Source organism: Streptomyces sp. NPDC058086 (genome assembly GCF_042885015.1).
Classification (GTDB): Bacteria; Actinomycetota; Actinomycetes; order Streptomycetales; family Streptomycetaceae; genus Streptomyces.
In genome coordinates, this window is record NZ_JBHVST010000073.1 from 1 (window position 1) to 24,867 (window position 24,867).

The following is a 24,867-nucleotide window of genomic DNA, read 5'->3' on the forward strand; positions in this document are numbered from 1 at the left end:
TGGAAAGAGGCACTGAACCAGTTCTCACTCTTCTTCGAGGACCGGCTCAGCATCCAATGAAACCAGGCGACTTACACAAGATCACTGACACGCCCCGAATCGCCGCACCTCAGCGAGAGCAGCCCCGAGGTTGTTCAGTGCCTTGCCTTCGTTGTGACGGTCGCCGACCTCCCGGAGAAATGCGGCAGCATCGGTGTGGGCGTTGATCGCCTCGTCGAATCGCCGCATCTCTTGTAGGGCGAGTCCGAGGTTGTTCAGCGTCTTGCCTTCGTGGTGGAGGTTTCCGGTCTCGCGGAAGATGGCGGCGGCATCGGTGTGGGCGCTGATCGCCTCGTCCAACCGGCGGACCTCAGTGAGGACGGTCCCGAGGTTGGTCAGCGCGCCACCTTCCTGGTGGCGGTCGTCGGTCTCCCGGAAGACGGCGGCGGCCACAGTGTGGGCGCTGATCGCCTCGTCGAACCGGCGGACCTGTTGCAGGGCGAGTCCGAGGTTGTTCAGTGCCATGCCTTCGTGGTGGAGGTTTCCGGTCCTCCGCCACATGAGGGCGGCCACAGTGTGGGCGTTGATCGCCTCGTCGAACCGGCGGACCTCAGTGAGGACGGTCCCGAGGTTGTCCAGTGCGATGGCTTGGCTGTGGAGGTCGCGGGTTTCTATGTATAGGGCCACAGCCTCGGTGTGGGCGTTGATCGCCTCGTCGAACCGGCGGACCGCATGCAGGGCGGCCCCGAGGCTGGTCAGTGCCATGCCTTCGCGGTGGCGGTCGCCGGTCTCCCGGCAGACGCCAACGGCCTCGGCGGTGAGGCTGATCCAGTCGTCGAAGTGCCGCTGCCAGCTGAGGAACTGACCCAGGGCGAAGAAGAGATTGGTGCCGGCGGGGTGGCGGCGTGCGGGAGGCGCGGCGGCGGCGGCGACCAGGTTGAGGCGCTCCATCTCCAGCCATTGCAGTGCCTGGTCGCGGCCGGTGAACAGATCGGAGCGGGGTAGCCCCGCACGGGTTTCCATGTAGGTGCTGGCCGCTTCTGCGGTGGCAAGGTAGTGATCGAGTAGCCGTACGACCGCGGTGTCCCGGCCGTCCTCGTCACTGTGAGCGGGGGCCAGGGCATCGGCGAAGAGGCGGATGAGGTCGTGCATCGCCCACCGGTCACCCTGCCCTGCCGGGCGCATCCCCGCGCTGGCGGTGGCACCGTTCAGGAGGTGGGCGCGAGCCAGGCCGGCCAGCAGCCGCCTGGTCTGGAGTGGGGTTTGGCCGAGCAGGGCGGCGGCCGCGGTGGTGGAGATGTCTGTGCCCGGGGCTGCAGCCAGCAGCCGGAAGGTACGGAGCTGCGGGCCGGTCAGGTGCCGGTAGGACAGCTCGAACGAGGCCCGCACAGCCAGCGGGCGTCCTTCGTCATCGTCAGCCTCGTACTCCATCGCGTCCAGCCGGGTGCGCTCGTCCTCCAGCTCTGCGGCCTGGGCAGCAAGCGGCCGGTCCGGCTCGTCCCGCAGCAGCGCGCCGATGATCCGCAGCGCCAGCGGCAGGTACCCGCACAGTTCCACAAGCCGCAGCGCGTCAGCCGGCTGGGCAGTGGCGCGTCCATCATCCTCGCTCCCGGCGCGCAGTGTCCGGTCGAGGAGGTCGACGGCATCGTCAGGGGTCAGGGGATTGAGGTCGACGCGTTGGGCGGGAAGGACGGAAAGGGTGTGGCGCGAGGTGACCAGGGCCCGGTGAGGTGGACCTGGCAGCAGCGCGGCGATCTGGCCGGGGTTGCGGACGTTGTCCAGTACCGCCAGCAGCGGGCGCCCCTGCACGGCCAGGGCATCAAGCATCACGCGCCAGGCGTCCACCTTTCTCTCAACGGTGTCGGGCAGGTCCTTGGCCTTGACCCCCAGCGTGCGCAGGAACCGGTCGGCAGTTTCTCCTGCCCCGATGGGATCGTGGCCGTAGCCGCGCAGGTCGGCGAAGAGGATCCCGCCGGGGAACCACCCCCGGGCGTGGGCCTGATGGGCGGCCTGGAGGGCGAGTGCGGTCTTACCGACCCCGCCCATCCCCGCAACCGCTGAGACCACCACCGCCGCCGCTTCTCCGGCCCGTCCATCCCCGGGCTCCAGCCACCCCAACACCTTCTCGAGCTCCGCTGCACGGCCGGTGAACCCGGCCGGGGCCGGCGGTAGCGTCACCGGACCCCCAGGCGGCGCGGTCGTGCCGCTTCCGGTGCGGGGCCTGCCCCGGGAGGCATTCCTGTCCTGGCGGGCGTGCAGCAGGAGTTGCTGCCACCAGGCGGGCTTCCGCTCCGTATAGCCGCCGCCTGATGCCTTCGCTTTGGCCTGCAGGAAAGTGACCAGGGCCAGGAAGTAGCGGGTGTGGGCTTCGCCCGGCACGGCGGGCCCGGTCAGCCAGCCACTGATGGTCGAGTCAGCGATCGAGATGGGCGGGCTCTGATTCTGGCCCAGGTGGACCAGCTTCTGAAGCGTCGGACGGCCTGCCGCCTCGTACACCGTCGCCAGTTCTGCCCGGAACCGATCCGCATGCTCCCCCACCAGCGCCCCCGGTGACTTCCGGACCGCGAGCTATGTGGAAAAGCCGCGATATCCCAGGCTGACCAGGGTAGTTACCGCCATACCTCCCGGCAGCTACTTCGCCGGAAATACCCCGGAAGCTGCCCCATGGCGCCACCGCCCGGCCGCACCCCGCAGCCGGCACCTCCCCAGGAGACCGCCATGGCCACCACAACACCCCGCACCCGCACCCGCCGTATCGTCCTCGCGCTTCTGCGCGACCTCACGCTCGCTGCCGCTTCCGGCGGAGCCGGAGCCCTCATCACCTGGCTCCTCCAGCACTGACTTTCTGCGAGAAGCCATTCGGGGGGCTCAGTGTGACGCCGCCCCGAACGGCTCCCTCACCAGTCCGACCGCCAAAACCACCACTCGGAATCGAAGATGCCCAGACCAGCCGCCCGCCTTCTGCGCGGCTCGGGCTTCCTCCTGTTTCCGAAGCTCCCGCTCGGCCTGCTCCTGCTGGTAGCCCGACCCGAGATGGCTGCCGCGCTCCGGCGAAGCGGTGCTCTGGTGCAGGCACATCGAATCGCCACCAGCACGCAACTGCCGCGCGCAGCGCCCTGGCCCGGTCTGCGAGGCGGTCCGCACAGCGAAGCGGCGCGCTCGCGGTGGCTCACCGCGTGCTGTACGAGCTGCCCGTCCATGAAGCCTGGTGGACAGCGGCCCGCGCCGCCCACGGCGAGGCGGCCGGCACCCGAGCCCTGATCGAGGTGCTGCTGCTGGGCCGCCACATGGAGCACGAACACGTCGTCGCCGGGCTCGCCGCAGCCCATCGGGCCGGCGCCCTGACTGCGGACGCGGTCGCGCTGGAGGCCCGCAAGGCCGCCGAAGGCGAGAGCTTCACCGAGCCCGCGAAGCCCATTCAGACCCGACCCGTCCAGCCGCAGGACGAGACCGGCGGCACGGTCACCTTCCTGTCCGACTGGAAGCTGTCTCACCTCCCGCCCGACAACCGGCCGCTGCCGTCGGTGGCCCACTACGACCAGCTCCTGAAACGGCACGGCCGCACGGCCGGCGAGAAAGAGGGATCATGACACGCAAGCGCGGACTGACCGAAGAAGCCGCTACCGCCTCGATCGACCAGGCATGCCGGATGCTGAGACTGCCCTCCATCCGCCAGCAGTTCGCCGACCTCGCCGAAGGCGCCGCACGCGACCAGATGTCCTATCGAGCCTTCCTCGCCGAACTGCTGATGACCGAGTGCGACGACCGGGCCCGCCGACGCTCCGAACGCCGGATCAAGGCCGCCTCCTTCCCACGCGACAAGAGCCTGCGGGCGTTCGACTTCGACGCCAACCCCAATATCGACCCGGCCACCGTCAACACCCTCGCCACCTGCGAATGGGTCAAGAAGGGGGAACCTCTCTGCCTGATCGGCGACTCCGGCACCGGCAAGTCCCACCTGCTGATAGCCCTGGGCACCGAGGCCGCAATGCACGGCTTCCGCGCCCGCTACGTGCTGGCCACCAAACTCGTCAACGAGCTGGTCGAAGCCGCAGACGAGAAGCAGCTGTCCAAGACGATCGCCCGCTACGGCCGTGTCGATCTTTTGTGCATTGACGGACTCGGCTACATGGAACTGGACCGCAGGGGCGCTGAGCTGCTGTTTCAGGTTCTGACCGAGCGTGAGGAGAAGAACAGTGTCGCGATCGCTTCGAACGAGAGTTTCAGTGGCTGGACGAAGACGTTCACCGACCCCCGGCTCTGCGCGGCCATCGTCGACCGGCTGACCTTCAACGGCGCCATCATCCAGACCGGTACCGAGTCCTACCGCCTGGCTCACACCAAGGCCCAAACCGAACGAGCCCAGGTCAGCTGACCGCGCGCCACACGAGAGGGAGCGCCCGACAACCAGCCCAGCGAGAGCCGGAATAGCCAATGCTACGGATGCTCGGTTGCCGCTGGCAGGTTGTGCCATGCATGTCCGCAGGCGCCTTTGCAGTACGTCTCGCGGCGGCGAGTGTCAGCAACGGCGAACACGGAAACGAGGACGCGGAACGCCTTGACGTGTTCGGCGGAGGGGAGGCCCGCGAACCCGTAGCGGGGCGGGTCCATGCAGATCATTACCGAAGGGTTAGCCGTGGGCTTCACACCGGACCGCGCCACCCCCGCACGGCCGTCCGCAGCTGTAATGTGCGCCTGCATCGCATAGCCAGCGACTTCCTGCAGAACCTCCTGCTGGCGTGTCGGGGCGAGGCCGGAGAACCAGCCCACACCATCGTCCAACATGCGCAGCCCCTGGGCGATCTCGTTGACGACCCGCTCGGTCTCGCGCCGGAAGGTGCGGCCGTCGTCGCTGCTCGGTACGGTCATCGCTTGATGATTTCACGACGCCGGTTCCGGGCGAGGGCCGGTATCCGCACCCGAGACAGCGCGGGCGGGAACCGGGAACAGTCCGCTTCCGCGATCTGGCAGTGCCGCAGGACTCCCACTTCGCGGCTCGCCATGCGCCCCGCAGCACTTGAGTGACATCAAAAGTCGCTGACATCGATCACGAGGCCGGCCGCCAAACGACTCCCGAAGTCACGCCGAAACGACTCCCGAAGAAGCCGACACAGCCACACCGTGGGCCGCGACCACCGCCCCGCCTACGACCTCCAGCACTCCGAACCCTTCGCGCTGGCGCTGCGAGCCGCCAAGAACAGCCTCGACCCGCACCACATCCCCAACCCGGGTGTTCTGCCCGGCTGACAGGCCGGCACGCGGAAAGCGAGCGCCCCGACGCCTGATCAGGCGGAGGCGAAAGCCTCCTCGGGGACATCGTCGAGGACGAATCCGTTGTCGAGCCGGACGCGGACCGTGACGCGGAGCATCCGTCGCTGGTAGGCGACCCACTGCTCTTCCAAGGCCCCCACCTGCTCCTCCAGTTGCTTTCTGCTCGCCGACGGCATCTGGTGGCCGAAGTCGTCGAGGAGCGACTTGAGGCGCAGGTACTCACGGACCTCGTGGCTCTGCTGCCGGTGATGCTCGTCCACACGCTCGACGGTGCCCTCGATGCCTGCTGCCAGGGCCAGAGAGGCGGCGAAGGCACCCGTCTCCTCCGGGGGCTCCCCGGCTGGGGTCACCAACCCGGCCAACCGGAGATCCGCCGCCAGTCGCACCCGTTGGCCCACATTCAGCGTCATCAATCCTTCGTCTTCCTCGTCGGTCACCGGCGATCCGGTACACGTGGGGCGGGAGTCGGCTTACGCAGCCCCACCAGCGCGGGCTCTCGCGGCCGCACACTGGCGTCAACAAGCGTCCGCCTCTTCATCGGCGATGCCTTCGGTTGGTGCAGCACCAGGCCGCTGGCCTGCGTTTTGCGTACCTCCCGCGCTGAACGCACGAAGCAGTACAGCAGCATGCAGCTGACTAGTCACACCGGCCCGGTCGTGCAAGCTCTCCTATAGTCGTCTCCAGAGCGTCCAGGGCCGGCGCGAAATGCGGATGCTCAGCCCCATAGCCGACCAAACAGCCCGATGCGTCGAGGAATGCCCGTAGGTCCGTCAGAGAATCGACGCGTGGCCTGGATGATCCTGGTGGTGTGCACGCTCGCAGGCGCAACCGCGCTGACATGGATCGAGTTCAAACTGCGTCGCCAGCTGGACAACGACCGCCAGAAGGTCCGAGTGGACAGGCTGTTGTGGCTGGACAGGTTGTCGGTGACGATCCAGATCTCCCCGTGCTGGTTGGCGTCCTCGATCTGTTGCAGGAACTGTTGGTGGAAGACGCTGTCGCGGGAGGGCGCGGTCGTGGTCAGGGCCGGCGGGTCGCAGGCCGCCGTAGGCCCAGGCCTTTTCTGGTCCGCGGCTGTAGTCGAGTTCCGCTTTGATCCGGTGCCCGTCGGGTGACCAGGCGGGTGCGGGCGGGAAGGTCCGAGGGATCACCGGCCCCAGCCCGTCGCGCAGATCACCGTCGCGTCGTCGGGCGGATGGGTGTAGAGGCCGATGATCCTTGTCCTTTTGGGACGAAGTCCGGGTCTTTCGATCGCATCCAGGACCGAGGGCGGCGCCAGCGCACACCCTCGGCGAGCAGGATACGTCTGACGCCGCCGAAGGCCTCGATGCGGCACTCGCCGCCGCGGTTACCGCGCTCCACGAGCACGGCTCACAGGAGGCCTACGCGGCGCTCCACCAGCAGATTCCCGAGCTCGGGCCCTCCTTCTTCACCAAGTTCCTGTACTTCACCGGCAAGACACTGCCGCCCGCGCACGGCCCGGAACCACTCATCCTCGACCGTGTCCTGTCCCTACGCCTACGATCGCTCGCCGTGACCGTCGGCCGGGAGACCGGCCACGACCCCGACGGCTCGGTCGCGGCCTGGGTGTGGGCCGACTGGAACTGGTCACCCCACCGCTACGGCATCTATCTTTCCTTCATGCACGCCGCCGCCCGCCAAGTGGCCGGCACCGACAGCTGGCCATCCGATGCGGCCCCCGACCTACTCGAATGCGCACTGTTCAACTCCGCATGGGAGCACTCCAGCTGACGACCCACCAAATGGTCTGGGTGGCTCTGTCTACGAAAGGGGACGAACCGGTCGCGTCCGCCACGCGGCCAGCCGCCGGATACAACGGCCGGACCAACCGCCAAGCTGACTTGATCCACAGGTATTGACTATTCCTCGGTCGCTGGATGGTGCCACGTGACGGGTATTCGCAGCGAGTTGACGGCATGAACGGACACCCCACGAACAACCCACTCCAGCTACGGCCACCGGCCTGAGCTGTTGAAACCCAATCTCGATGCCGCTCCAGGTGGCGGTGGTGCCAGCCCCAGCTGGCAGGCATAGGCGGCTACTCCTCCTCCTCTTCCTCCTCCTCGCCTCCACCGCCGGCACCGCTGAATGCGGACAGGAGGCGGCTCAGCCGCCAGCTGCTCGCGTCGTCGCCGCGCGCGCCTCGTTCGGCGTCGGTTCCGTCCAACGCCTGCTGGACCTGCCGTGTGACAGGGTGCTCCGCGCCGAGGAGCTCTTCGAGGGTGCGCAGTTCATCAGCCAGTCGGGCTCGCCCGGCCTGGGTGCCGTCGACCACGTAGTCGCCCACCGCGATGAGGACGCGGGAGCTGACAGTCTCCGGGTGGGCGGGACCTAGCACGCGCTCCTGCATGCGGTGGATCCGCCGGAACGAGGGGAGGCCGGCTTCGATGCCGTCTGTCTCGCTGATCGCCAGGGCCAGGTTCAGCTCCGTCCGCAGGCTGTCCGGGGCGTCGGGTCCCAGCGCGTCGGACTGCGTGTGCAGGATGCGCTCGAAGACGGGACGGGCCGCGGCCGGGTCGCCGAGGTGCTGCCTGGCGATCGCCAGGTTGTGGTGGAGGGTCAGGACAAGCGGGTGGGCGTCACCCAGGGACTGCGTCGCGGTCCTGAGGAGTGTCGTCCACAGCTCCTGGGCCGTCTGTGGCTCAGCGATGGCGAGGGTGATGGCGTGCACGTTGCCCGCGTGCAGGGTGAGGGGGTGGTCCGGGCCCAGTACGCGGATGGCGTCCGCGTGGGCGGTCGCCGCCATGCTGCGTGCTTCGTCGCGGCCACCGGCGTACGCGCAGCCGGCTTCGGTCGTCCTGAGCCTGAGCGTCAGGGCGTGCTCGTCGCCGAAGGCCTCGGCGAAGGCGTCGCGGAGTTCGGGCAGTGCGCGCTGTGCCTCAACGATGCGTCCGGCGTTGAGGTCGGCGCGGACGATGCTGTGCCGGGCCGTCAGCGCGACGGGGTGGCGTTCGCCGAACTCCCGTTCCAGGTCGGGCAGGAGGCTGCGGATCCGGGTGGCCGATTCGGCCGCGTCCGTGTCGAGGCGTGCTCGTGCCAGGCGGGCCAGCAGGGCCGTTCGGCCGTTCGCCTGCCTGTCGCTGATCTCCCGGTACAGCCGCAGGGCCGCTTGCCGGTCGCCGCAACGTGCGGTCCAGTGCGCGAGCCGGAGCTCGGCCAGGTGGGTGAGCGCGTGGCCAGGGCCCACGACGGCGATGCATGCGCGCAGGATCTCCTCGGTCTTCGCCCGCGCCACACGCGGGTGGCCTGCCTCGCCTGCCCAGTAGGCGGCGATGTGGCGGCCAGGCCCACCGCGGAGCCCGGCACCCGGGGACTACACGATGAGCGGCCTGGTCCTCGACCTTCTGGCCTCCGACGCCCCGCAGTGGGTCGTGGCATTCGTCATCGTCCTGGCCGCTCTCGTGCTCCTGACCGGCGCGGCGGCCAAGCTGATCCGAGCAGCGCATCCGGGGAAGGCCGCCGACGCGGTCAAGATGCAGAAGAACCGTATCGAGCACCGCCAGTGGAACGCTAACCGCCGCGACCGCAGGCGGCTGGAGAGAGCCGCTCGCAGGACAGAACGGCGAGCCGAGCGCCGACTGCGCCGCAGCGCGCGTGCAGACGCGGAGACGACGACTCCGCCCACCGGCCCCGGTTGGACAGCGGTCTGCAGGGTCCCGCCCGGCACGAACCGGCATTCTCCACCAGCGGGCTGACAGACAGTCATGCGTGAGGCTGACGAACCCAGCGGCCCTGGCGCTCCGGGGCGGAGACCGGCAGCACGACCCCTGCCGTCGCGCTCACAGCGGCGGGCACAGCCAAAGTGACGGCCACTGGCAACACTCTTCCCCTGAGGCGATGACCAACGAGTTCTACGCCACCGCCAGCCGGGACAACTTGGAGATGGCTGGCCGGCGCGGCGAGCTGAATCCCGTCAGCCGGCAGCGCATCGCCGCGATCGCCAAAGGCGTTCCCGGGCTACTACGAGCTCGGGCAGGCAGCTGCCGCAGGTCGTCAGGAGCGGGAGCCGAATATGGCGGCCGGCCCGCTCTGCGAGCGTGGGGTCTTCTCTCCCACCTTTTTCGCCTCGATGGTGCGCGGGTCGACGGCTTCGCCGGGGGCGCCTTCGCGGTACAGGCCGCTGGGAAGGCTGTCGCGGTCGTGCGGGAGGAGGAAGAAGACGCGGCGCTTGTACAGGCCGCTGTCGGGGTCGGGTTCGGCCTGGTCGTCGAGGAGGGCGTAGCCGACCATGCGGCCGTCGCGTGCGTAGGGGGGCTTGGTGTTGCGGCGGCGGGTCTTGTCGAGGGCCTGGCGGACGTAGTCGAAGTTTTCGGGGTCTTCCAGCCACACGACGTGTTCTTCGTGTGTGAGATCGCCCTCGGTCAGTAGCGAGCTCATGGCTGCTGGCCCTCCTTCGTCTGCGGGGCCGGACGGCGGCCCGCCTCGTGGTGTGGTGAGCCGCCCGCTGCTGGACATGGCCCTGCGGCTCCATGGTAAGTCGAGCGGATGCGGGTGGGTAGGGACTGCTGGGCCTGCTGGTGGCCGGGGCTGGTGTGCGGCAGTTCGCCAAAGGGGCGTGGGAGTTGGTTCATGACGGGGTGTCCAGCAGGGCGAGGCCGGGGTAGTACTTGCGGCCGTTGGATTTGATCATGTCGGTGGGTGAGGCGAGGCCGACTTCCTGCCTGACGCGGGTGGCGAAGGCGCGGGTGCCGGCGGGGCGGATGCCTTCGCCGGCGCTGCACCAGGACGCGTAGGCGGTGTAGAGCAGTCCCTGTTCGACGCGCAGGTCGGGCCGGGCCTGGATGTCGCGGGTGCAGCATTCGGTGAGGAAGCGGCCAATGTGGTCCTCGGTGTTGGCGTACGCGCTGGTGGCGATACGGACGCGGTCGGGGCCCTCGAGGCTGTCCCGGGTGGTGAGGTAGCGGCGAGCGCCCTCAATGAGCCACTGCAGGATGCCGGGGCCCTCGTCACGGACGAGTTCGAGCGCCAGGTTGTCGATCTTGCGGTGGTCGGGGACGGTCCGCTCGAAAGGCAGCAGCCGGATGCGGCGCCAGAACGCGAAGCCCCCGTTGCTCACCTCGGGACGGTGGTTGCCCAGCAGCCACAGGTGATGGGTGGGCGCGAAGGAGAAGTAGTCCTGCCGCATCCGACGGGCCTTGATTTTCTCTCCGCCGGTCAGGAGCTTGACCCGCGCTTCGTCGAACTTGTCGTTGGGCTTGAGCTCGCTGCAGACGATGAGCCGCCGGCCGTGGAGTTCGGTGAGTTCGGTGGAGTGCTCGGAGAACGCGCCGCGGTCCATGAGGAAGCCGGGCGGGGCCGCGTCGGCGTAGTCGCCCAGGATCTGGATCATGACGTCGAGCAGGACGCTCTTGCCGTTCTTGCCGTGGCCGTGGAGGAAGGGCAGGACCTGGGCGCCGACGTCGCCGGTGATGGAGTAGCCGAGCAGCAGGTGCAGGAAGCCGATCATTTCCTGGCCTTCGGCGTCGTCGCCGAAGGTGTCGTGCAGGAAGCGGTGCCAGCGCGGGGTCTCGGTCTGTTGGGGGGCGACGCTGGTGGCCCGGGAGTGGAAGTCGCGGGTGGGGTCGGGCTTGCGCAGCAGCCCGGTGTTCAGGTCGACGACGCCGGCAGGGGTGCACAGGGCATAGGGGTCGCCGTCGAGGGTGTCGGGGTCGACGGACAGGTCCGGGGAGGCCTTGGCCTGGGTGAGGAGGGCCTTCATGCCGGTGGTCGACAGGGTGCGCTTCTTGTGGTGGTGGAGATCGCGGTCGCTGAAGAGTCCACGGGGGTCAGTGTCAGGCATGTCCTCGGCCATCTCGCCGGCGGCCCACAGGGCGGCCTTCTCGCCGCCGGTGCGCTTCCAGCGGTAGCCGTCCCAGGAGAACCAGCCCAGGCCTTCGACGTGGCGGAACTGATCGCGGTAGAGCTTGACGAACAGCTTGGCGTTGCCGCGGTCGGTGAGCGTTCCGGGCAGCGGGGCCGACAGCGCCCAGGACGGCGTGGCGAGGGGGGAGGTGTGGGCCTGGGCGGGCAGGGCGGCTGACTGCTGGCCTGTCTGTTCGAGGTCCAGCATCTGCTGGGCAGCGGCGGTGGCGTCGAAGCGCGGCGTCTCGGCGCTGCTCATGAACGTCCTTCGAGGTGGAGCGGGCGGGCGGACCCGGCTGCGAGGGCGTCGTCGATGATGCGTTCGTTGCGGGCACTCTGCCAGGGACGCGCGGTCTCGGCGGCCTCGCGCAGCAGGGCGCGCGCGGTGTGTTCGTCGAGGTGCCCGGCGGCCGCCAGTCCTCCGGCCGTGTAGGCGGCCTTGTTGAGCTTCTCGGTGAAGGCGGCGCCCTCCGGGGTTGCCGCGCACTTGGCGACCTCCTGCAGCAGCGGGTCCAGGACGCGGTGCGCGCGCACAGGGGTCCGGGGACGGCGGATTCGGGGAACCACGGGTCGGGAGGAAGTCAGCGGCCGCTGGATTGTGTGCCCGGTCCGCACGAGTTCTTCGCCTAGCCATTCGGGCAGCGGCGCAGGCAAGTGGGACGGTCCTTCCCGCAGGTAAGTGCCTTGAGTGGTGCGGGTGGTGGGGGCGACGATGTAACCGCCGTCGGCCCGGAGATCGACCTGCCAGGCCAGCGCGGTCTTCGTGCTGGATCCGGTCGAGGAGCGGAATCGGGTGGCCGGGTGGGGGTTTAGGTACCAGACGTGCAGGCCGCCGGATGGGGTGCGCACGCGCAGGGTGCTCTCGTCCTCCGCCGGGCTGGGCTGGCCGCGCAGTGCTGCCAGCAGGGCCAGGGTGTCGAAGCCGGAGGCCAGGCCCTGCAGGTTCACGGAGTCGTGGATGGGGATGCCGGGCAGGAGCCGGCTGCGGTCAGGGACCGGCGCGGAGTGCGCGTCGATGTCGATGACGATCAGGTCGGCTCCGCCGCACGCCACGCCGACGCCCCAGGAAGGCTGATCGGACCACCAGGCGTCGATGCGCGTCGTGCTGGTCGTCGCGGCGTGGAATCCGTGGCATGGGCGGCCGGCGGGAATGCAGGCGCACCCGGCCGGAGAGTGGTGCTTGTCCTTGCAGGCCGGGCAGTTGGCGGCGGGCGTCTTACGTCCGGGCGCAAGGGGGTGGACCGGCCAGCCCTGTTCGGCACACCAGCGGGCCACAGCGTGGGATGTGGCGGTCCGCGCACCAGCTGCGGGCGCTCTCATCACGTCGGGGCCGGGCACGAATCTGTCCTTCGGCGAGGGTCTTGTCCCTCGGTCCCTGACAGGCCCGGCCCGGGCGGGCCGCGTGCTGGCGGGAGGGACCAAAGGGACTGTAGGGACTGGCTTTCGGAAGAGAGTGTAGGACCTCCGGCCGCGGAGAGGCCGCAGCTCCCCGGCGTGGCGCTGTATCGGTTTTCGGGTCCCTACGGTCCCTTGAGTCTCTTGAGGTCGGGCAATACACGCACATGGTGCCCAGAATGCCCTTATTGCGAGTGCCTGGAGGGGGCGTAATTCGTCCCGGGGGGGGGGGGCAGCCCGGGACAGGCAGCCGCGACTCAGGGACTCAACGGACAACGACGGACGGGACGATTCGCCGAAGCGTGCACAGTGCTCATCTACCGGCATTCCGTCCTTACAACTGCTGCCCTCCGGGCAGAGCCTGAGCCTGGCAGCAAGGGTCTGACCCCTCGGCTCGGTCCCTGCACATTTACGCAGGTCAAGAGCAGAGTCCACCACCCGGCAGGGACTGTAGGGACCGAGAACTCCAATTATGAGCCACCTACGTATACGTACCTCAACAGATACGCCCGCGCGTACACGCACACATGACTTGTTCATAACTCCCAACTAGAGTCCCTTGGGTCCCTTAGGGGCGGCACTTGCCCCTGTGACCTGCACTTTTACGAGGGACCGATTGGCAGGGACTGAACGTGTAGAGACCCTGCTCACCAGGTGCGGGTCGTAGCTGCGCCCGGCGTAGCGGTGGGCCGGCACGGCTCTGCCTGCACCATTGCGACCGGGGCCGGCTTCCGGGAGCTGATGCCGCTCTGGCGGCGCCGGACCCGGCACGGTCGGGTGCTGTCGCTGGACGCCGACCTCGGCGGGCTGTCGCTGTACGACCTGGTCGCCGCCGACATCGACCTGCTCACCCACAGCACGGCGGGCGGCGGGGTGTTCGCGGACGAGCGGCTCAATGCCGTCCTGCGCGGATTCAACTCGACCGAGCGTGTGGTCGTCTTCGCCTACGCCGAGAACGACGGGACCACGTGGTCGGAAGCCGCCGCCGGTGCCACCGACCCGGAGGCCTTCGGAGAGAGGGTGCGCCGCAAGGTCAAACGGATCGCCGCCGAGCAGCGCCGCTGCCGTAACCTCCTGCAGACCGCGCCACTCGCATCCTGACCGACCGTCGAATCCCGGGCTCCCCCACCGGTAGGCGGATTGCGGGCCTATCGCAGGTTCCTGGCGGGAAGTGCTTGCCATCCCTCACCGGTGAGGCCCCTTCGGCCGCCGCCTCGGCACGCTCGTCTTCGCCGGCCTCGCCTACCTGGCGCACCGCCACCCGGCCCTGCGTGATCCGCTGCTGGTGGGCCTGACCGGCGTAGCGGTACTGACCGCCCTCGTCACGCCGATCGCCGCGCGGTGACGCGCGGATGCCGGGGTGGTCGATCCGTGATCGTGCTCCGCCGTGCCCTGGAGTCGGTGCCGTCGTCGGCCGCAAGGCTCCTGGGCCCGACGACTACAAACGATTGATCGCCTACACCCCCACAGGGGACGTGACCATCGAGTCTTCGCAACGACTGGGGCAGCATCGCTGGGCCGTGGAGCGGACAGAGTCCTGGCGGGCAGGATGTCGCCGCCTGCACCGCCGCTACGAACGCAAGCCCTAGCACTTTCTTCCAGCCCCCCAACAAGCCGATCCTGGCGGGCTGGCCCCCTGGTACCTGGTGGTATTCCTGGACTACCCCACGGACGTGCCGACGGAGGTCGAGGACTATCTCGCCAAGCAGCGGGGCATCCCGGACCGGCGTACCCCGAGCCGTCGCTCAGGCTCGCACGGACTACGGGCGGCGCCTGGCCACAACAAGCAGGTTCGGGCGCGGCCGGTCGACTGTCACGAGCCGAGGCTGACCTGAGCTCCGGCGTTTGTGATCTCAGCGACGATCAGCCGCTGCCGGCCATGCCCGAACAAGACCGTGGGGAACTGCGACTGGTTGCTTCCGCTGAACTCCCACCCCGCTCGGTGGCCGGGCAGCCCGGCGAGCAGGTCGAACTCCGGCTGCTCGAACCGCCTGGCAGAACGGCAACCCGTACATGGGGCCGTCGTTGCTTCTGGGACGCGGCAGCGGCTTCACAGTGAGGGCGAGGCGGCGTCGGACGCTGCGCAGCCACCGGCCCAGGGCCGAACGCCGGCCGTCCTCTCCTGGTCCCGGCGGCGGGAACGGGGGAAGCGGTGGCGTGGCCCTGCCATCCCCGATCATCACCACTGGCTTCCCGCTTCTAACCCAGGGCGGGATAGTCGCCAGCGGCGAGGTCCGCGATCAGGCTCGGGTGGGTGGGCTCCCAGCCGAACCGCCTCTGGGTCAGTGCACTCGAGGATGGCATGTCGAGCGCGAACAAGCGGCCTATGAGGCCGAAGCTACCAGGCGATACCGACTCGACCGGCACCGCGAGCACGCCGCCGATAGCCTCGGCCAGCGACCGCATTGTGTCGCCCTCGTCGGCTACCGCGTGTAGGACCGTGCCGGGTGCAGCGTCCTCGAGTGCGATGCGGAACAGCCGGGCGGCGTCGAGCCGGTTGACCGCTGGCCAGCGCTGCGTGCCATCGCCGACGTACGCTGACACGCCCGTTTTCTGCGCGGCGGCGATGAGCACCGAGCAGAAGCCGTATTGCGACGCGCGCTGATGCACGGAGCGCGGCAGCCGTACGACAGAGGAGCGGACGCCCTGGTCGGCCAAGGCCAGCACCATCTGTGAATTGAGGCCGCGGCCACCGACGGGACCGTTGGTGGTGTCGGGGTCCTCCTCGGTGGAGGTGTGGCCCGGCACCATCGGCGTGAGGCCGGCATGCACGAACGGCTTGCCGCTGCCTGCGAGTGCGGCCGCGAAGGTCTGCAGGGCTTGTGTCTCCGCGTCGATGCACGGCCCCAAGTTGCTCCAGTCGTTCCCAAAGGCCAGGTTGATGACGCCTTCTGCCTGGGCGACGCCAGCACGGAGGCTGTCCAGGTCGGTGAGGTCGCCACGGAGCGGCGTCCCGCCCGCGACGGAAACGGCCGCGGCTGCGGCATCGGAACGGACGAGGCCGAGGACCTCGTGACCAGCAGCGATGAGTTCGGGAACTACGACTGAGCCGATGCTGCCGCTGGCTCCTGTAACGAACACGCGCATGGGAGGCTCCAGATGACTGCTGCGACGCTGCGTCGCAGGAAAGGAACTGACGGCCGAGCCGCTCGGGTCGGCAACGCTCACCTCTGAAATTCCCCCGACGAGGCGACAGCATCTCATCGACCCCACTCAGCATTCTAACAATGCATACATGCCGTTATGCTGCATTGCGCGCTGTACAGGTGCTGCTCCGATGTGCATAGGCCCACTGCCAACGTGCTGCCCTATAACAGTAGGAACCCCAGGTGGTTCGGGGAAAACGGGTACATTCGGAATGACGTGTGGCGGTAGTGGCCGACCATGCGCGTGGAGATAGAGAACGCTGCAGCTGGCTTCTCAGCTGCGAAGGTCTCCTTGCCGGACTCGTTTACCCGCTGGCTCGAGGGGATCATTACCTCGTCGGCAGTCCCCAGCCGCTACGACGATTTAGCGCGCATTTCCGCAGAACGAGAATCCACCTCACCAAAGAAATCGAACCATTCAGATGGGACCAGGGAAGATGAATGACGTCAAGCCGTCTTCCGAGGATCTGGCGATCCTTGAGCAGCTGAACAATGACTACGTCCAGTCGGATCAGCACAACGACGTCAAGCGCATCAGTGAGTTCCTCGCCGAGGACTTTATCGTGCAGACTCCGGGCGTCACGCGGAACCGTGCCGAGTTCTTGGAGTACATAGCTAAGCCACGTCCTTTCAAGGATCTTTCGGTACATGACGTCAAGATCCGAATCCTCAGACCGTGTTTGAGATCTTGCGTGCCGAGCGGTCAGGATGATCGTTGAGTCTGATGTGGCTGGTGGGGGCTATCCGTCGGATCTGACGGATGAACAGTGGGAGTTGGTCGAGCCGTTGCTTCCGCCTGCGCGGGTGGGGCCGAAGGGCGGGCGGCGGGAGGAGCATTCGCGACGGCGGATCATCGATGCGATCTTCTACGTGGTGCGGACTGGGTGCGCCTGGCGGCAGTTGCCGAAGGACTTCGCTCCCTGGCCCACGGTGTACTGGTACTTCTCGTGGTGGCACGACGACGGCACGGTCGGACGGATCCATGACGCTCTGCGCAATCAGGTTCGTGAGGCCGACGGCCGCGCCGCCGAGCCGAGCGCCGGGCTGATCGACTCGCAGTCGATCCGTACCGCCGACACCGTCCCGGCCGCTACCAGGTGATTCGACGCAGGCAAGAAGGTGAAGGGCCGCAAGCGGTTCATCGTCACCGACACCCTCGGCCTGCTCCTGGCGGTCCACGTTGTGGCGGCGAACGTCCAGGACCGCGATGGTGCCAGGCACCCGCTGTTGTGGACTCGCCTCGACCACCCCGGCGTCCGGAAGATCTGGGCTGACCAGGGCTTCGCCGGCCGCCTGGTCGACTGGACCGCGCACACTCTCGGCCGCGAGTTGGAGATCGTCCGGAAGGACCCCGATCAGCGCGGTTTCCAGGTCCAGTCGAAGCGGTGGGCGGTGGAGCGCACCTTCTCGTGGCTCACCGCCCACCGACGTCTGGCCCGGGATTACGAGACCAGCCCGGCCCGATCGGAGACCATGATCCGATGGGCAATGATCGGCATCATGGTCCGCCGACTCACCCGCGGCCGTCCCGCCACGCGGCCGGGCCACAAGCCATTGATCCAGGTGAGGCCGGACGAGGGTACGGTTCGGGCGTGACCAGTGACGCTGCCACCCCGAGCGGGACTTGGAACGGTGCCTCGGTGCGCTCTCGTGTTGCCGCGATGGCTCGGGAAGATCCCGAGCATCGCCGCTTCGGCGCCTCTCGCCACCGGTACCGGCTTCACCCGCCCCTGGCGGAGGAGGCGATCCGCTCGTTCGAGCAGCTGCACCGCGTCGCCCTTCCCGCCTCCTACCGAGGCTTCCTGAGCTCGGTCGCCAGCGGTGGAGCGGGACCGGACTACGGACTCCTGGGCCTGGCAGAGGACGTAGACGATGAAGAGGCCCTGCACGACCTTCGGGCAGAGTGTTTGCACGTGGGCTTCCTGGCCACCCCGTTCCCGCACCCCACGGACTGGCCGGGGCCGGGCAGGGGAGGCGACGCTGACTACTCGGTCACGGGGACGCTGGTCCTCGGCGAGATCGGCTGCGGTACCTTCTCCCGCCTGGTCATCACAGGGAGCAATGCCGGACAAGTGTGGCTCGACGACCGCTCCTGGGGTGGTCTGACCCCAGGACCAGACTTCGGCGCCTGGTACACCGCATGGCTGGCATCCCAGTAGATCTCAAACGCGGTCTCAGTGACGTTGCGCTAATCCATGGCCGCAGCATGTACACCGTGCTCGCTGATGGAACTGAGCAAGAAGCCCTGTACACGGACACGTATCAGAAGCGTGGGGGGACCTGGGTCTGCGTGTCAGCCTGGGCGATCGCGCCGGGCACCTGATCGCCGCCGGGCAGTGGCAGCCACCTCAGCTCACGGCATCGATGAGATGAAGAGCACCCGCGACAGCTGGTAGCGCGGTCCGAACCTGACGCAATTCGGGGTGCCGTCGCCGGGGCTGTCCCGCGCCGACACCCCGTCACCTCGGCTTGCGTGAGATGTCGTCCGCGGCTTCACTGCATGCGGATGATCGTCTTTCCGTTGACTTTCTGGGCCGGGTTGAAGGCAGCGATAGCGTCGTCGAGGTTCGCGACCTGGCCGATATGCGTCCGCAGACGTCCTTCCCGTACCCGCCGGGCGATCTCGCCCAGCTGGGCGCGGTCGGAGACGACAACGAAGTCGACCGCCAGGCCGTCGGCCGGCCGCACCTCCGGCGGGCCGGTGACGGTGACGAATGTTCCTCCACCTCGCACCAGCCGGGCCGATCGAGCGCCGATGTCGCCGCCGAATACGTCGAAGACGAAGTCGACTCCGCCGACGTCTTCCAGCGTGTCGTTGTCGAGATCGACGAACTCGTGCGCGCCGAAGTCGAGTGCGCTCTGGTGGTGGGCGGCGCGTCCGGTGCCGATGACGTGCGCACCGGCCTCTCGCGCGAGCTGAGCCACCATCGATCCGACCGCGCCGGCGGCGCCGTGCACGAGCACGCTCTGCCCCACCGAGAGGTGCCCGTGCTCGAACAGTCCCTGCCAGGCAGTCAGGCCCGTCATCGCGACGCTCGCGCCGACCGTGAAGTCGATGTCGCCGGGCAGCGGCGCGAGGTTGCGCGCCTCGACGACGACGTACTGCGCGAGGGTGCCGTCGCGGGTCCAGTCCGTGACGCCGAACACGCGCTGCCCGACCGACAGCCCTGCCGTTCCATAGCTGAGAGAGGTGACCACGCCGGCCACCTCGTGTCCGGGGATCGAGGGCGTCCGATTCCGGCCGAGGCGATCGACCCAGGTCGAGGGCCACTCCAGCTCGTCCCCGGTGAAACCCGACGCATGAACTTCGACGACGACGTCGCCGTAGTTCGCGCCGTCAAGGCTGGCGAGGCGCGCCGTCTCCGGATCGGGTCGTTCAGCCAGCGTCATCCCGGCGGTTCCGGTGTCGGGGTCAGTGACCACGATCGCTTTCATTTGTGTTTCCTCCTTCTGTACAAGCTCTGTCCGTTCCCGTCGCGAGGTGGACGGGAACGGTGTCCGTGCCGGGCGCCACAACGTGTTCGGCCGGTTGGGCAGGGTCGTCGCGGCCGTGGCGCAGACCCTGCAGGGTCACGTTCGCGTCGATGGGAAAGCCCGGCTGCCACTGCAGGCAGTGGTTGGGAGGCCGCTCGCCTCGCTGGTCCGATCTCGTGATGAGTTTCGCCGGTATCGCCACCCACTCAGTCGCGTGCGTAGCTGCTCCGGCCCGCCGCTGCTCACTACTGCCCGGCGCTAGTGGGCAGCGGGCGCAGGGACGGCTCCGTTTCGGTCGACGCGGCCGACAGATGGGACGCGTCCAAGTCCCGTCACTGCATGGCCACGCCGATGCGCAGTCTCGCGGCTCGTGCCCCGCGCGCACCGTGGCCCACCATCGGGATCGGTCGGTGGCAGGGCGCGTCATGCTGGCATGAGCACGATCTTCTTACCGCTGGCCCGTCCGGCAACCACTCGGGTGAATGCGGCCGGTCCTTCGCTGAGCGGCAGGGGTTCTGGTGCGAGTTTCAAGGTTCCAGCCGCGGCCTGCTCGGCCAGCTGGGCAAGCTGCGCGGCGTTGGGCTCGATGTAGAGGTCCCAACTCGTGATGCCTCGTTCCTCCGGAGGCGCGTCCGAGGTCAGGGAGCACAGCCGGCCGCCGTCACGCACCAAAGGCAGGGCTGCGGCCGCCGTGCCGGCGGCGATGATGAGGGCAGCGTCGAACCCGCCGCGTACCTCGGTCGACCAGTGCGGATCGTGGTAGTCGACGACCTCCATCGCTCCTAGACCGAGCAGACGCTCTGCAGCGGTAGCAGACGCGGTCGCGGTTACCTCGATGCCCTGGGCCGCGGCGAGTTGGACGGCCAGGGCTCCGGTGCCCCCGCCTCCGTTGGTGATCAGGAGCCGCTGTCCTCGGCTGAGGTCCAGCTTCTCCAAAGCCTGCAGCGCGGTGAGCCCGTTGACAGGCAGTGCCGCTGCGTGTGCCGCGTCCAGGCCTGGTGGGCAGGCCGCCGCGTGATCCGCGTTGATCAGAACGCGTTCGGCCCAGAAGCCGCTTCCTCCGGGCAGCGGGGCTTCGTGCGCGAGCACCCGGTCGCCCACAGCAAACTGGGTGACACCCGCACCGACGGCCAGCACCTTGCCTGCGCCCTCCACTCCCAGCGCCGCCGGGGGGCGCAGCCCCACGTCCCAACGAGCGTCGATTTCCAGTTCGTCCCACGGTCCGACCCCGGCGGCCTCAACCGCGACCAGGATCTGGCCCGGCTCGGGAGATGACGGTTCGGGCAGTTCCAGCAGGGCGACTTCCGTCTCAGCCCTGGACACTCCGCACGCCTTCATAGTGGATCTTTGTCCTCTCACTCGGTCCGGCCGACCAGGAGGTACGGGCCGGGAACCCAAATCCGGCATAGGTGCCGAATAGGGGTATTCCGCACGCCTTCACAGTAGATCTTTGTCCTCGCGCTCAGTTCGACCGACTGGTTCCAGGTCCCCAGCGCTTCGGGCAGCAGCGTTGCCGCCGGCGCCAGGTTCCGCGCCGCTTCGTGCTGCGCCGTTCGACGACCTCACGGTGCGGGTCGGGAGAAGCCGTTGCCGGCAAGCCGGAGGTCCGCCGACGCCGTTGGATCATTCGGATCACCGACGACCGGGGGCGCCGACCGGTGACCGGCGGCGCTGGCCGCCGGTCTGGCTCTCCGGGGTGGGTCGGCCTCGAGGACCAGCGGCGTCCGCAGCCTGCGGACTTCGGCCCCGGTCGTTCCCGGTGCCGTCGTTGGTCAGACGAACGTGAACAGCTGGTCGGTTTCGAAGCGTGAAATCGGGCTGTTGTATACCTTCGCGGGGTCGGGGTAGCCGAGGGCCAGCAGCACGGTCGTGGTGTGTCCGGTTTCGCGGATCTTGAACGCCTTGTCGACACTGGTCGGGTCGAACCCTTCGAGGGGCATGGCTTCGACGCCGAGCTCAGCAGCCGCCATCATGGTCAGACCCATCGCGAGGTAGGTCTGCTTTTCCATCCAGTGGTTCAGGTCCTTGTAGCCGTAGTTGCGCAGGTTGAGGAAGTCGCGGGTCATGGACTCCCACCGCGCCTGCTTTGCCGGGTCGGGGAACCGGCCGTCGGCCCGCTCCTTGTCGAACACGGCCTGGAGGTGGCCTCCGGGAAGATCCGCCCTGGTGGTGAGTATGACGGTGTGTGAGGCGTTCAGGATCTTCTCGCTGTTGTCCTGGAATCGTTCGCCGAGGTTGGCCGCCAGCCGCTCCTTGCCTTCGGGCGTGGCGAGGACGTAGAAGTGGTTGGGCTGCACGTTCGTCGACGACGGCGTCGAGCGCAGGAATCCCAGCAGTTGCTGGAGTGTCTCCTCGGGGATCGTCTTGCTGGGGTCGAAGTACCTGGTGAGGTGCTTGTTCATGAGCTTGCCGAGATCCATGTCATCCTGCCTTTGTCTTGTGATCACGAGATGAAGAGTCAGTGATTCGTGCTGATCGGGTTAGTTCTTGCCGCGGGCCAGCAGTTCGTTGATGCGGGCGAAGTTCATGCCCGTCGTCGCCGAGGCGAGGTCGCCGGCGAGGAGTGCCTTCGCGGCCTCTTCGACCGCTCCCATCGCGTGGGCGTAGAGCAACGGACCCAAGCTGATGCGCTTGACTCCTGCCTGCTGCAGTTCAGCGACGGTGAGCACTTTGTCCGACGGAGACACCAGGACGTTGACCGGTGTCGGGGCGACAGCGGTGACGATCGCAACGAGTGCGTCGCGGTCGGGTGGGAACGGCGCGTAGACCACATCTGCGCCCACCTCAGCGAAGGCCGTCAGACGCCGAATGGTGTCGTCGAGATCCGGTCGCCCCTGGATGAAGTTGTCGGTGCGGCCGGTAACGACGATGCGTCCCTTCGAAGCGTCAACGGCGCTACGTACGCGACTGACTGCTTCGTCGAAGTCGCGGATCGGCATATCGGGATCGCCCGAGGTGTCCTCCACCCCGATCCCGGCCAGGCCGGACTCCACGGCGGCCTCAACGGTCGCGGCGACGTCCTCAGGCGTGTCGCCGTATCCGTCCTCGAAGTCTCCGTTGACGGGCAGCCCCGTGAGGCGGCCGAGCAGCCGTGCATGCTCAAGGTGCTCTTCGCGGGTGACTTGGTGACGCCCGTCGAGGCGGCCGAGCGTGGCGGCGATCGCCGCAGACGATGTCGCGATCGCCTCGAAGCCGGCATCGGCCAGCATCAGCGCCGAGAGGCCGTCCCAGGCGTTGGGCATGACGAGGCCACCGTCGCGGGTGTGCAGCGCCATGAATTGCTCATAGAGTTCGGAGCCCGGCATGTCGAGCCTTCCTGAATGATCGTTGACTCAGGGGGGTGCCGGCTGCGTGCCTGAGCCGCGTCGAGGGTTCCAAAGAACAACCGGCGGGTGGGGTGTTGCCGGCGGCCGCGTGGCGCTTCCTGACGCCGCCCGGCCTCAACAGACGCGATGACGCGGGCCGTGGGCGATTCTGCGGACTCGACGAGGCGGGTCCGGCGTGTGCCCTCGTCCACCGGAGTTCCCATGTATCCCGCAGCACGGTGGTGGGTCTCTCCGCGGGCCGCCGGGGGGCGGCAGTTCGGGGCGCGGGTTCACTGGGGCACGGTCGTATCGACCGAGTCAACGGCGGGGATGTCGAGGTCGGTCTGGTTGACGTTGTTGATGAAGTTGGTGAGCAGGAACTGCACCGCGACCGCGACGATGGCGAGGATCTGCGCGTCGGTGTATCCGGCGCCCCGTACCTCCGCGAGGTCGGTGTCGCTGACCTGCCCGCGGCTCTCGACCACCTGCTGGGCGAAGCGAGCGGCCGCGGCACGTTTGGGATCGCCCGAGCTCCCGACGCGGGCGAGCTTGATGTCGTCGTCCGACATGCCACCGAATTCGGTCGCGACGTGGGTGTGCATCGCCAAGCAGTAACCGCAGCCGTTGGCCTGCGACACGGCCAGCGCGATGCTGTGCCGCGTCCTTCCGTCGAGAACCCGGCTCAGGGTGCCTTGCAGAGTCGTGACGACCTCAAGAACGGCCGGATTGGACGCGAGGGTCTTGAACATGTTCGGGACGAAGCCGAGCTGCGCACCAACGTTGCCGAGTATCTGCTGTGCGCTGGCAGGCACATCCTCTGGAGCGGGAACGTTCAGTCGTGACACGGCGAATCGACCTCCGATCGGGGTGTGAATAGTCGACGAGCCCGAGCCGGGCTCGCAGTGCTTCGGAGCTCCGCCGCAGGCTCTTCCTGCGCCGGCCGCAACCTCGACGGTCGCGTCGGTTGCGCCCGGTGGCCTGCGTTGAGAGGGGTGACTCCGTGGGTGCCGAGTTGCGGATCTCTTCATCGCCTCGGACACCACATAGAAAGGACTATACAGACCAGAAACGTCTTCGCAACCCCGCTCCCGGAAGGGAAGGGTCCGCCAGGTTTGCTGCGGGCGGGTCGAGATCGGGCCTCGTCATTAAATGTGCAGGTCACCAAGCTGCAGGTGAGCTTCGTTGTGAGCGACTGTGCCAGTTGGACCGCGCGGGCTCGTGTCGGCCTGACTCGATCCGGATCGATTGACTGAGTGGACTATTTAGTCCAAGTTAGATTGAGGGCTCGGCAGGAACGACGACAAGACCTGCCGGCTCTGCCTGCACCTCCATCTCGCATCCGTCCACGATGAGGTACTGGTTGACATGGCTGTCGCAGCACAGGTCATCGACGCCAGGGTGTCGCGCCGCCTCGGCGCCTACCTCGATGCGTCACGACCCCGGGCTGCACCGCGCCGGCCCTCTCCGTCACTGCGTCAGGACGGAACCCTGCAGGAGGTTTTCGCCGAGGAGGCCCGGCAAGCCCCGGACCCCGGGGCGCCGCGGCGGGCGGTCGCGGAACTGGGCGATGTCGGCCAGGTCCGGTCCTGGCTTACAGGCCGCGACGTCATGGATACCTGCCTGAAGAATCACAAGGGCGTCATCCCTCGCTGGTCAGCCTTTATACTCGTATTGGTGCCACAACTGATCCGCCTGGAGATCGAGGCCACCGCGCTTGTGATGCGCTCCACGGCTGAGCAGCACGAGTGAGTAACGTGCCTGAGGGAGACACCGTGTCCGCAACCAGCGATGTTCGCCGCACGCCACGCGGCCTGGAGACCCGTTCACGGATCGTTGATTCGGCGGCCAAGCTGTCTTATGTCAGGGGCGTCAACGCCACCACGCTCGATGACGTCCGGCTGGCGAGCGGAACGAGCAAGTCGCAGTTGTACAACCACTTCGAGGACAAACGCGCGCTGATCCACGCCGTGATCGACGTGCAGTCGAAGTTCGTCCTCGCCCGCGAGGAACAGCACCTGCGCGGTGTGAAGACCCTCGCCGGTCTGCGCCGCTGGCGCGACGCCCTGGTCCACGCCAACTCACTGCAGGACGGCTCGTATGGGTGCGCGCTGGGAGCGATGTCGATTGAGCTGTCCGACAACGATGAGCAGTCCCGCCAAGCGCTCAACGCATCATTCGATGCCTGGCAACGGATGCTCGTCGAGACACTGACCCGGCTCCGCGTCCTCGGCGTACTCTCCGAGGACGCCGACCCACAACGCTTGGGCACTGGTCTGCTGGCCGCTCTGCAGGGAGGTTACGTGCTTGCACAGAACGCGCACAGCTCCGAGCCGATGGCCGTCGCGCTGGACATGGCGCTGGACCACATCGCGTTCTTCGCTCGCAACTGAGCCCACCTTCGCGGTTCGAGGAGCGCGTTCGGCTCCGCCGCCACC

24 protein-coding genes and 3 pseudogenes are annotated in these 24,867 nt (G+C 68.0%); 14 read left to right on the plus strand and 13 right to left on the minus strand.

What is annotated here, in order from left to right; all coding sequences use genetic code 11:
* Nucleotides 1-81 precede the first annotated feature (81 nt).
* Entirely contained in the window at nucleotides 82-2,517 is a 2,436-nt protein-coding gene (locus ACFVWD_RS39360; RefSeq protein ID WP_389602794.1) for a tetratricopeptide repeat protein, read from the minus strand.
* Nucleotides 2,518-2,697: 180 nt separating this feature from the next.
* Here ACFVWD_RS39360 and ACFVWD_RS39365 point away from each other — a divergent pair, with 180 nt between their 5' ends.
* The 3 genes from ACFVWD_RS39365 to istB all read left to right on the plus strand — a co-directional run bounded on the left by ACFVWD_RS39365 (nucleotide 2,698) and on the right by istB (nucleotide 4,354).
* Nucleotides 2,698-2,820, plus strand: coding sequence for a hypothetical protein (locus ACFVWD_RS39365; RefSeq protein ID WP_388649259.1), 123 nt, complete (start codon nucleotides 2,698-2,700; stop codon nucleotides 2,818-2,820).
* 335 nt (nucleotides 2,821-3,155) lie between these two features.
* Nucleotides 3,156-3,569 carry a hypothetical protein gene (locus ACFVWD_RS39370; protein WP_389602795.1) on the plus strand — a complete coding sequence of 138 codons (414 nt, stop codon included), beginning with the start codon at nucleotides 3,156-3,158 and terminating at the stop codon, nucleotides 3,567-3,569.
* On the plus strand, nucleotides 3,566-4,354 hold the full coding sequence (gene istB, locus ACFVWD_RS39375; protein WP_389602796.1) for an IS21-like element helper ATPase IstB: 789 nt from the start codon (nucleotides 3,566-3,568) through the stop codon (nucleotides 4,352-4,354). Before ACFVWD_RS39370 ends, istB begins: the two co-directional genes overlap by 4 nt.
* 62 nt (nucleotides 4,355-4,416) lie before the next feature.
* On the opposite strand, the gene ACFVWD_RS39380 is transcribed toward istB, so the two are convergent.
* Nucleotides 4,417-4,848: a DUF5958 family protein gene (locus ACFVWD_RS39380; RefSeq protein WP_389602797.1), complete on the minus strand. Its 432-nt coding sequence runs from the start codon at nucleotides 4,846-4,848 to the stop codon at nucleotides 4,417-4,419.
* A 240-nt stretch (nucleotides 4,849-5,088) separates the two neighbouring features.
* On the opposite strand from ACFVWD_RS39380, the pseudogene ACFVWD_RS39385 reads away from it, so the two are divergent.
* Nucleotides 5,089-5,226 (plus strand): annotated as a pseudogene (locus ACFVWD_RS39385) (FAD-linked oxidase C-terminal domain-containing protein); the annotation flags it as partial.
* A gap of 38 nt (nucleotides 5,227-5,264) precedes the next feature.
* Here the strand turns inward: ACFVWD_RS39385 and ACFVWD_RS39390 are convergent.
* Nucleotides 5,265-5,660 (minus strand): hypothetical protein, encoded by a 396-nt coding sequence (locus ACFVWD_RS39390; protein WP_382021326.1) that lies wholly within the window; start codon nucleotides 5,658-5,660, stop codon nucleotides 5,265-5,267.
* A 375-nt stretch (nucleotides 5,661-6,035) separates the two neighbouring features.
* Between ACFVWD_RS39390 and ACFVWD_RS39395 the strand changes: the two genes are divergently transcribed.
* On the plus strand, nucleotides 6,036-6,365 hold the full coding sequence (locus ACFVWD_RS39395) for a hypothetical protein (protein ID WP_389602798.1): 330 nt from the start codon (nucleotides 6,036-6,038) through the stop codon (nucleotides 6,363-6,365).
* Between the two features lie 103 nt (nucleotides 6,366-6,468).
* Nucleotides 6,469-7,002, plus strand: a complete 534-nt coding sequence (locus ACFVWD_RS39400; RefSeq protein WP_389602799.1) for a hypothetical protein — start codon at nucleotides 6,469-6,471, stop codon at nucleotides 7,000-7,002.
* A gap of 307 nt (nucleotides 7,003-7,309) precedes the next feature.
* Here ACFVWD_RS39400 and ACFVWD_RS39405 read toward each other — a convergent pair whose 3' ends face one another.
* A complete protein-coding gene (locus ACFVWD_RS39405) occupies nucleotides 7,310-8,506 on the minus strand; it encodes a tetratricopeptide repeat protein (protein ID WP_389602800.1) in 1,197 nt (398 codons plus the stop codon).
* Between the two features lie 85 nt (nucleotides 8,507-8,591).
* On the opposite strand from ACFVWD_RS39405, the gene ACFVWD_RS39410 reads away from it, so the two are divergent.
* Complete coding sequence (locus ACFVWD_RS39410) at nucleotides 8,592-8,966, plus strand: hypothetical protein (protein WP_389602801.1); 375 nt, start codon at nucleotides 8,592-8,594, stop codon at nucleotides 8,964-8,966.
* Nucleotides 8,967-9,264: 298 nt separating this feature from the next.
* Here ACFVWD_RS39410 and ACFVWD_RS39415 read toward each other — a convergent pair whose 3' ends face one another.
* The 3 genes from ACFVWD_RS39415 to ACFVWD_RS39425 all read right to left on the minus strand — a co-directional run bounded on the left by ACFVWD_RS39415 (nucleotide 9,265) and on the right by ACFVWD_RS39425 (nucleotide 12,387).
* Nucleotides 9,265-9,648, minus strand: coding sequence for a DUF6009 family protein (locus ACFVWD_RS39415; protein ID WP_389602802.1), 384 nt, complete (start codon nucleotides 9,646-9,648; stop codon nucleotides 9,265-9,267).
* 190 nt (nucleotides 9,649-9,838) lie between these two features.
* Nucleotides 9,839-11,371 (minus strand): phage/plasmid primase, P4 family, encoded by a 1,533-nt coding sequence (locus tag ACFVWD_RS39420; RefSeq protein ID WP_389602803.1) that lies wholly within the window; start codon nucleotides 11,369-11,371, stop codon nucleotides 9,839-9,841.
* Entirely contained in the window at nucleotides 11,368-12,387 is a 1,020-nt protein-coding gene (locus ACFVWD_RS39425; protein ID WP_389602804.1) for a bifunctional DNA primase/polymerase, read from the minus strand. The genes ACFVWD_RS39420 and ACFVWD_RS39425 overlap by 4 nt, the downstream gene beginning before the upstream one ends.
* Before the next feature lie 774 nt (nucleotides 12,388-13,161).
* Here ACFVWD_RS39425 and ACFVWD_RS39430 point away from each other — a divergent pair.
* Together ACFVWD_RS39430 and ACFVWD_RS39435 are read left to right on the plus strand one after the other, a co-directional pair.
* Nucleotides 13,162-13,608, plus strand: coding sequence for a hypothetical protein (locus ACFVWD_RS39430; RefSeq protein ID WP_389602805.1), 447 nt, complete (start codon nucleotides 13,162-13,164; stop codon nucleotides 13,606-13,608).
* 380 nt (nucleotides 13,609-13,988) lie between these two features.
* Nucleotides 13,989-14,093 (plus strand): annotated as a pseudogene (locus ACFVWD_RS39435) (IS5/IS1182 family transposase); the annotation flags it as partial.
* Nucleotides 14,094-14,706: 613 nt separating this feature from the next.
* Here the strand turns inward: ACFVWD_RS39435 and ACFVWD_RS39440 are convergent.
* On the minus strand, nucleotides 14,707-15,594 hold the full coding sequence (locus ACFVWD_RS39440) for an SDR family oxidoreductase (RefSeq protein WP_054227986.1): 888 nt from the start codon (nucleotides 15,592-15,594) through the stop codon (nucleotides 14,707-14,709).
* A 496-nt stretch (nucleotides 15,595-16,090) separates the two neighbouring features.
* Here ACFVWD_RS39440 and ACFVWD_RS39445 point away from each other — a divergent pair, with 496 nt between their 5' ends.
* The 3 genes and pseudogenes from ACFVWD_RS39445 to ACFVWD_RS39455 all read left to right on the plus strand — a co-directional run bounded on the left by ACFVWD_RS39445 (nucleotide 16,091) and on the right by ACFVWD_RS39455 (nucleotide 17,812).
* Nucleotides 16,091-16,372 (plus strand): nuclear transport factor 2 family protein, encoded by a 282-nt coding sequence (locus ACFVWD_RS39445; protein WP_389602806.1) that lies wholly within the window; start codon nucleotides 16,091-16,093, stop codon nucleotides 16,370-16,372.
* A pseudogene (locus tag ACFVWD_RS39450) lies at nucleotides 16,362-17,249 on the plus strand (IS5 family transposase). Before ACFVWD_RS39445 ends, ACFVWD_RS39450 begins: the two are co-directional and overlap by 11 nt.
* Nucleotides 17,246-17,812 (plus strand): SMI1/KNR4 family protein, encoded by a 567-nt coding sequence (locus tag ACFVWD_RS39455; protein WP_389602807.1) that lies wholly within the window; start codon nucleotides 17,246-17,248, stop codon nucleotides 17,810-17,812. Before ACFVWD_RS39450 ends, ACFVWD_RS39455 begins: the two are co-directional and overlap by 4 nt.
* Before the next feature lie 334 nt (nucleotides 17,813-18,146).
* On the opposite strand, the gene ACFVWD_RS39460 is transcribed toward ACFVWD_RS39455, so the two are convergent.
* The 5 genes from ACFVWD_RS39460 to ACFVWD_RS39480 all read right to left on the minus strand — a co-directional run bounded on the left by ACFVWD_RS39460 (nucleotide 18,147) and on the right by ACFVWD_RS39480 (nucleotide 23,244).
* Nucleotides 18,147-19,088 carry an NADP-dependent oxidoreductase gene (locus ACFVWD_RS39460; RefSeq protein WP_389602808.1) on the minus strand — a complete coding sequence of 314 codons (942 nt, stop codon included), beginning with the start codon at nucleotides 19,086-19,088 and terminating at the stop codon, nucleotides 18,147-18,149.
* 462 nt (nucleotides 19,089-19,550) lie between these two features.
* Nucleotides 19,551-20,450 carry a zinc-binding dehydrogenase gene (locus tag ACFVWD_RS39465; RefSeq protein ID WP_389602809.1) on the minus strand — a complete coding sequence of 300 codons (900 nt, stop codon included), beginning with the start codon at nucleotides 20,448-20,450 and terminating at the stop codon, nucleotides 19,551-19,553.
* Nucleotides 20,451-20,899: 449 nt separating this feature from the next.
* The gene (locus ACFVWD_RS39470; protein ID WP_054227983.1) at nucleotides 20,900-21,547 is read right to left on the minus strand and encodes a nitroreductase family protein; all 648 of its coding nucleotides are present in this window, start codon (nucleotides 21,545-21,547) and stop codon (nucleotides 20,900-20,902) included.
* Between the two features lie 60 nt (nucleotides 21,548-21,607).
* Complete coding sequence (locus ACFVWD_RS39475; protein ID WP_389602810.1) at nucleotides 21,608-22,432, minus strand: isocitrate lyase/phosphoenolpyruvate mutase family protein; 825 nt, start codon at nucleotides 22,430-22,432, stop codon at nucleotides 21,608-21,610.
* 290 nt (nucleotides 22,433-22,722) lie between these two features.
* Nucleotides 22,723-23,244 carry a carboxymuconolactone decarboxylase family protein gene (locus ACFVWD_RS39480; protein ID WP_389602811.1) on the minus strand — a complete coding sequence of 174 codons (522 nt, stop codon included), beginning with the start codon at nucleotides 23,242-23,244 and terminating at the stop codon, nucleotides 22,723-22,725.
* A gap of 553 nt (nucleotides 23,245-23,797) precedes the next feature.
* Between ACFVWD_RS39480 and ACFVWD_RS39485 the strand changes: the two genes are divergently transcribed.
* Together ACFVWD_RS39485 and ACFVWD_RS39490 are read left to right on the plus strand one after the other, a co-directional pair.
* Complete coding sequence (locus ACFVWD_RS39485; protein WP_389602812.1) at nucleotides 23,798-24,181, plus strand: hypothetical protein; 384 nt, start codon at nucleotides 23,798-23,800, stop codon at nucleotides 24,179-24,181.
* A gap of 23 nt (nucleotides 24,182-24,204) precedes the next feature.
* Nucleotides 24,205-24,822: a TetR/AcrR family transcriptional regulator gene (locus ACFVWD_RS39490; protein ID WP_389602813.1), complete on the plus strand. Its 618-nt coding sequence runs from the start codon at nucleotides 24,205-24,207 to the stop codon at nucleotides 24,820-24,822.
* Nucleotides 24,823-24,867 lie beyond the last annotated feature (45 nt).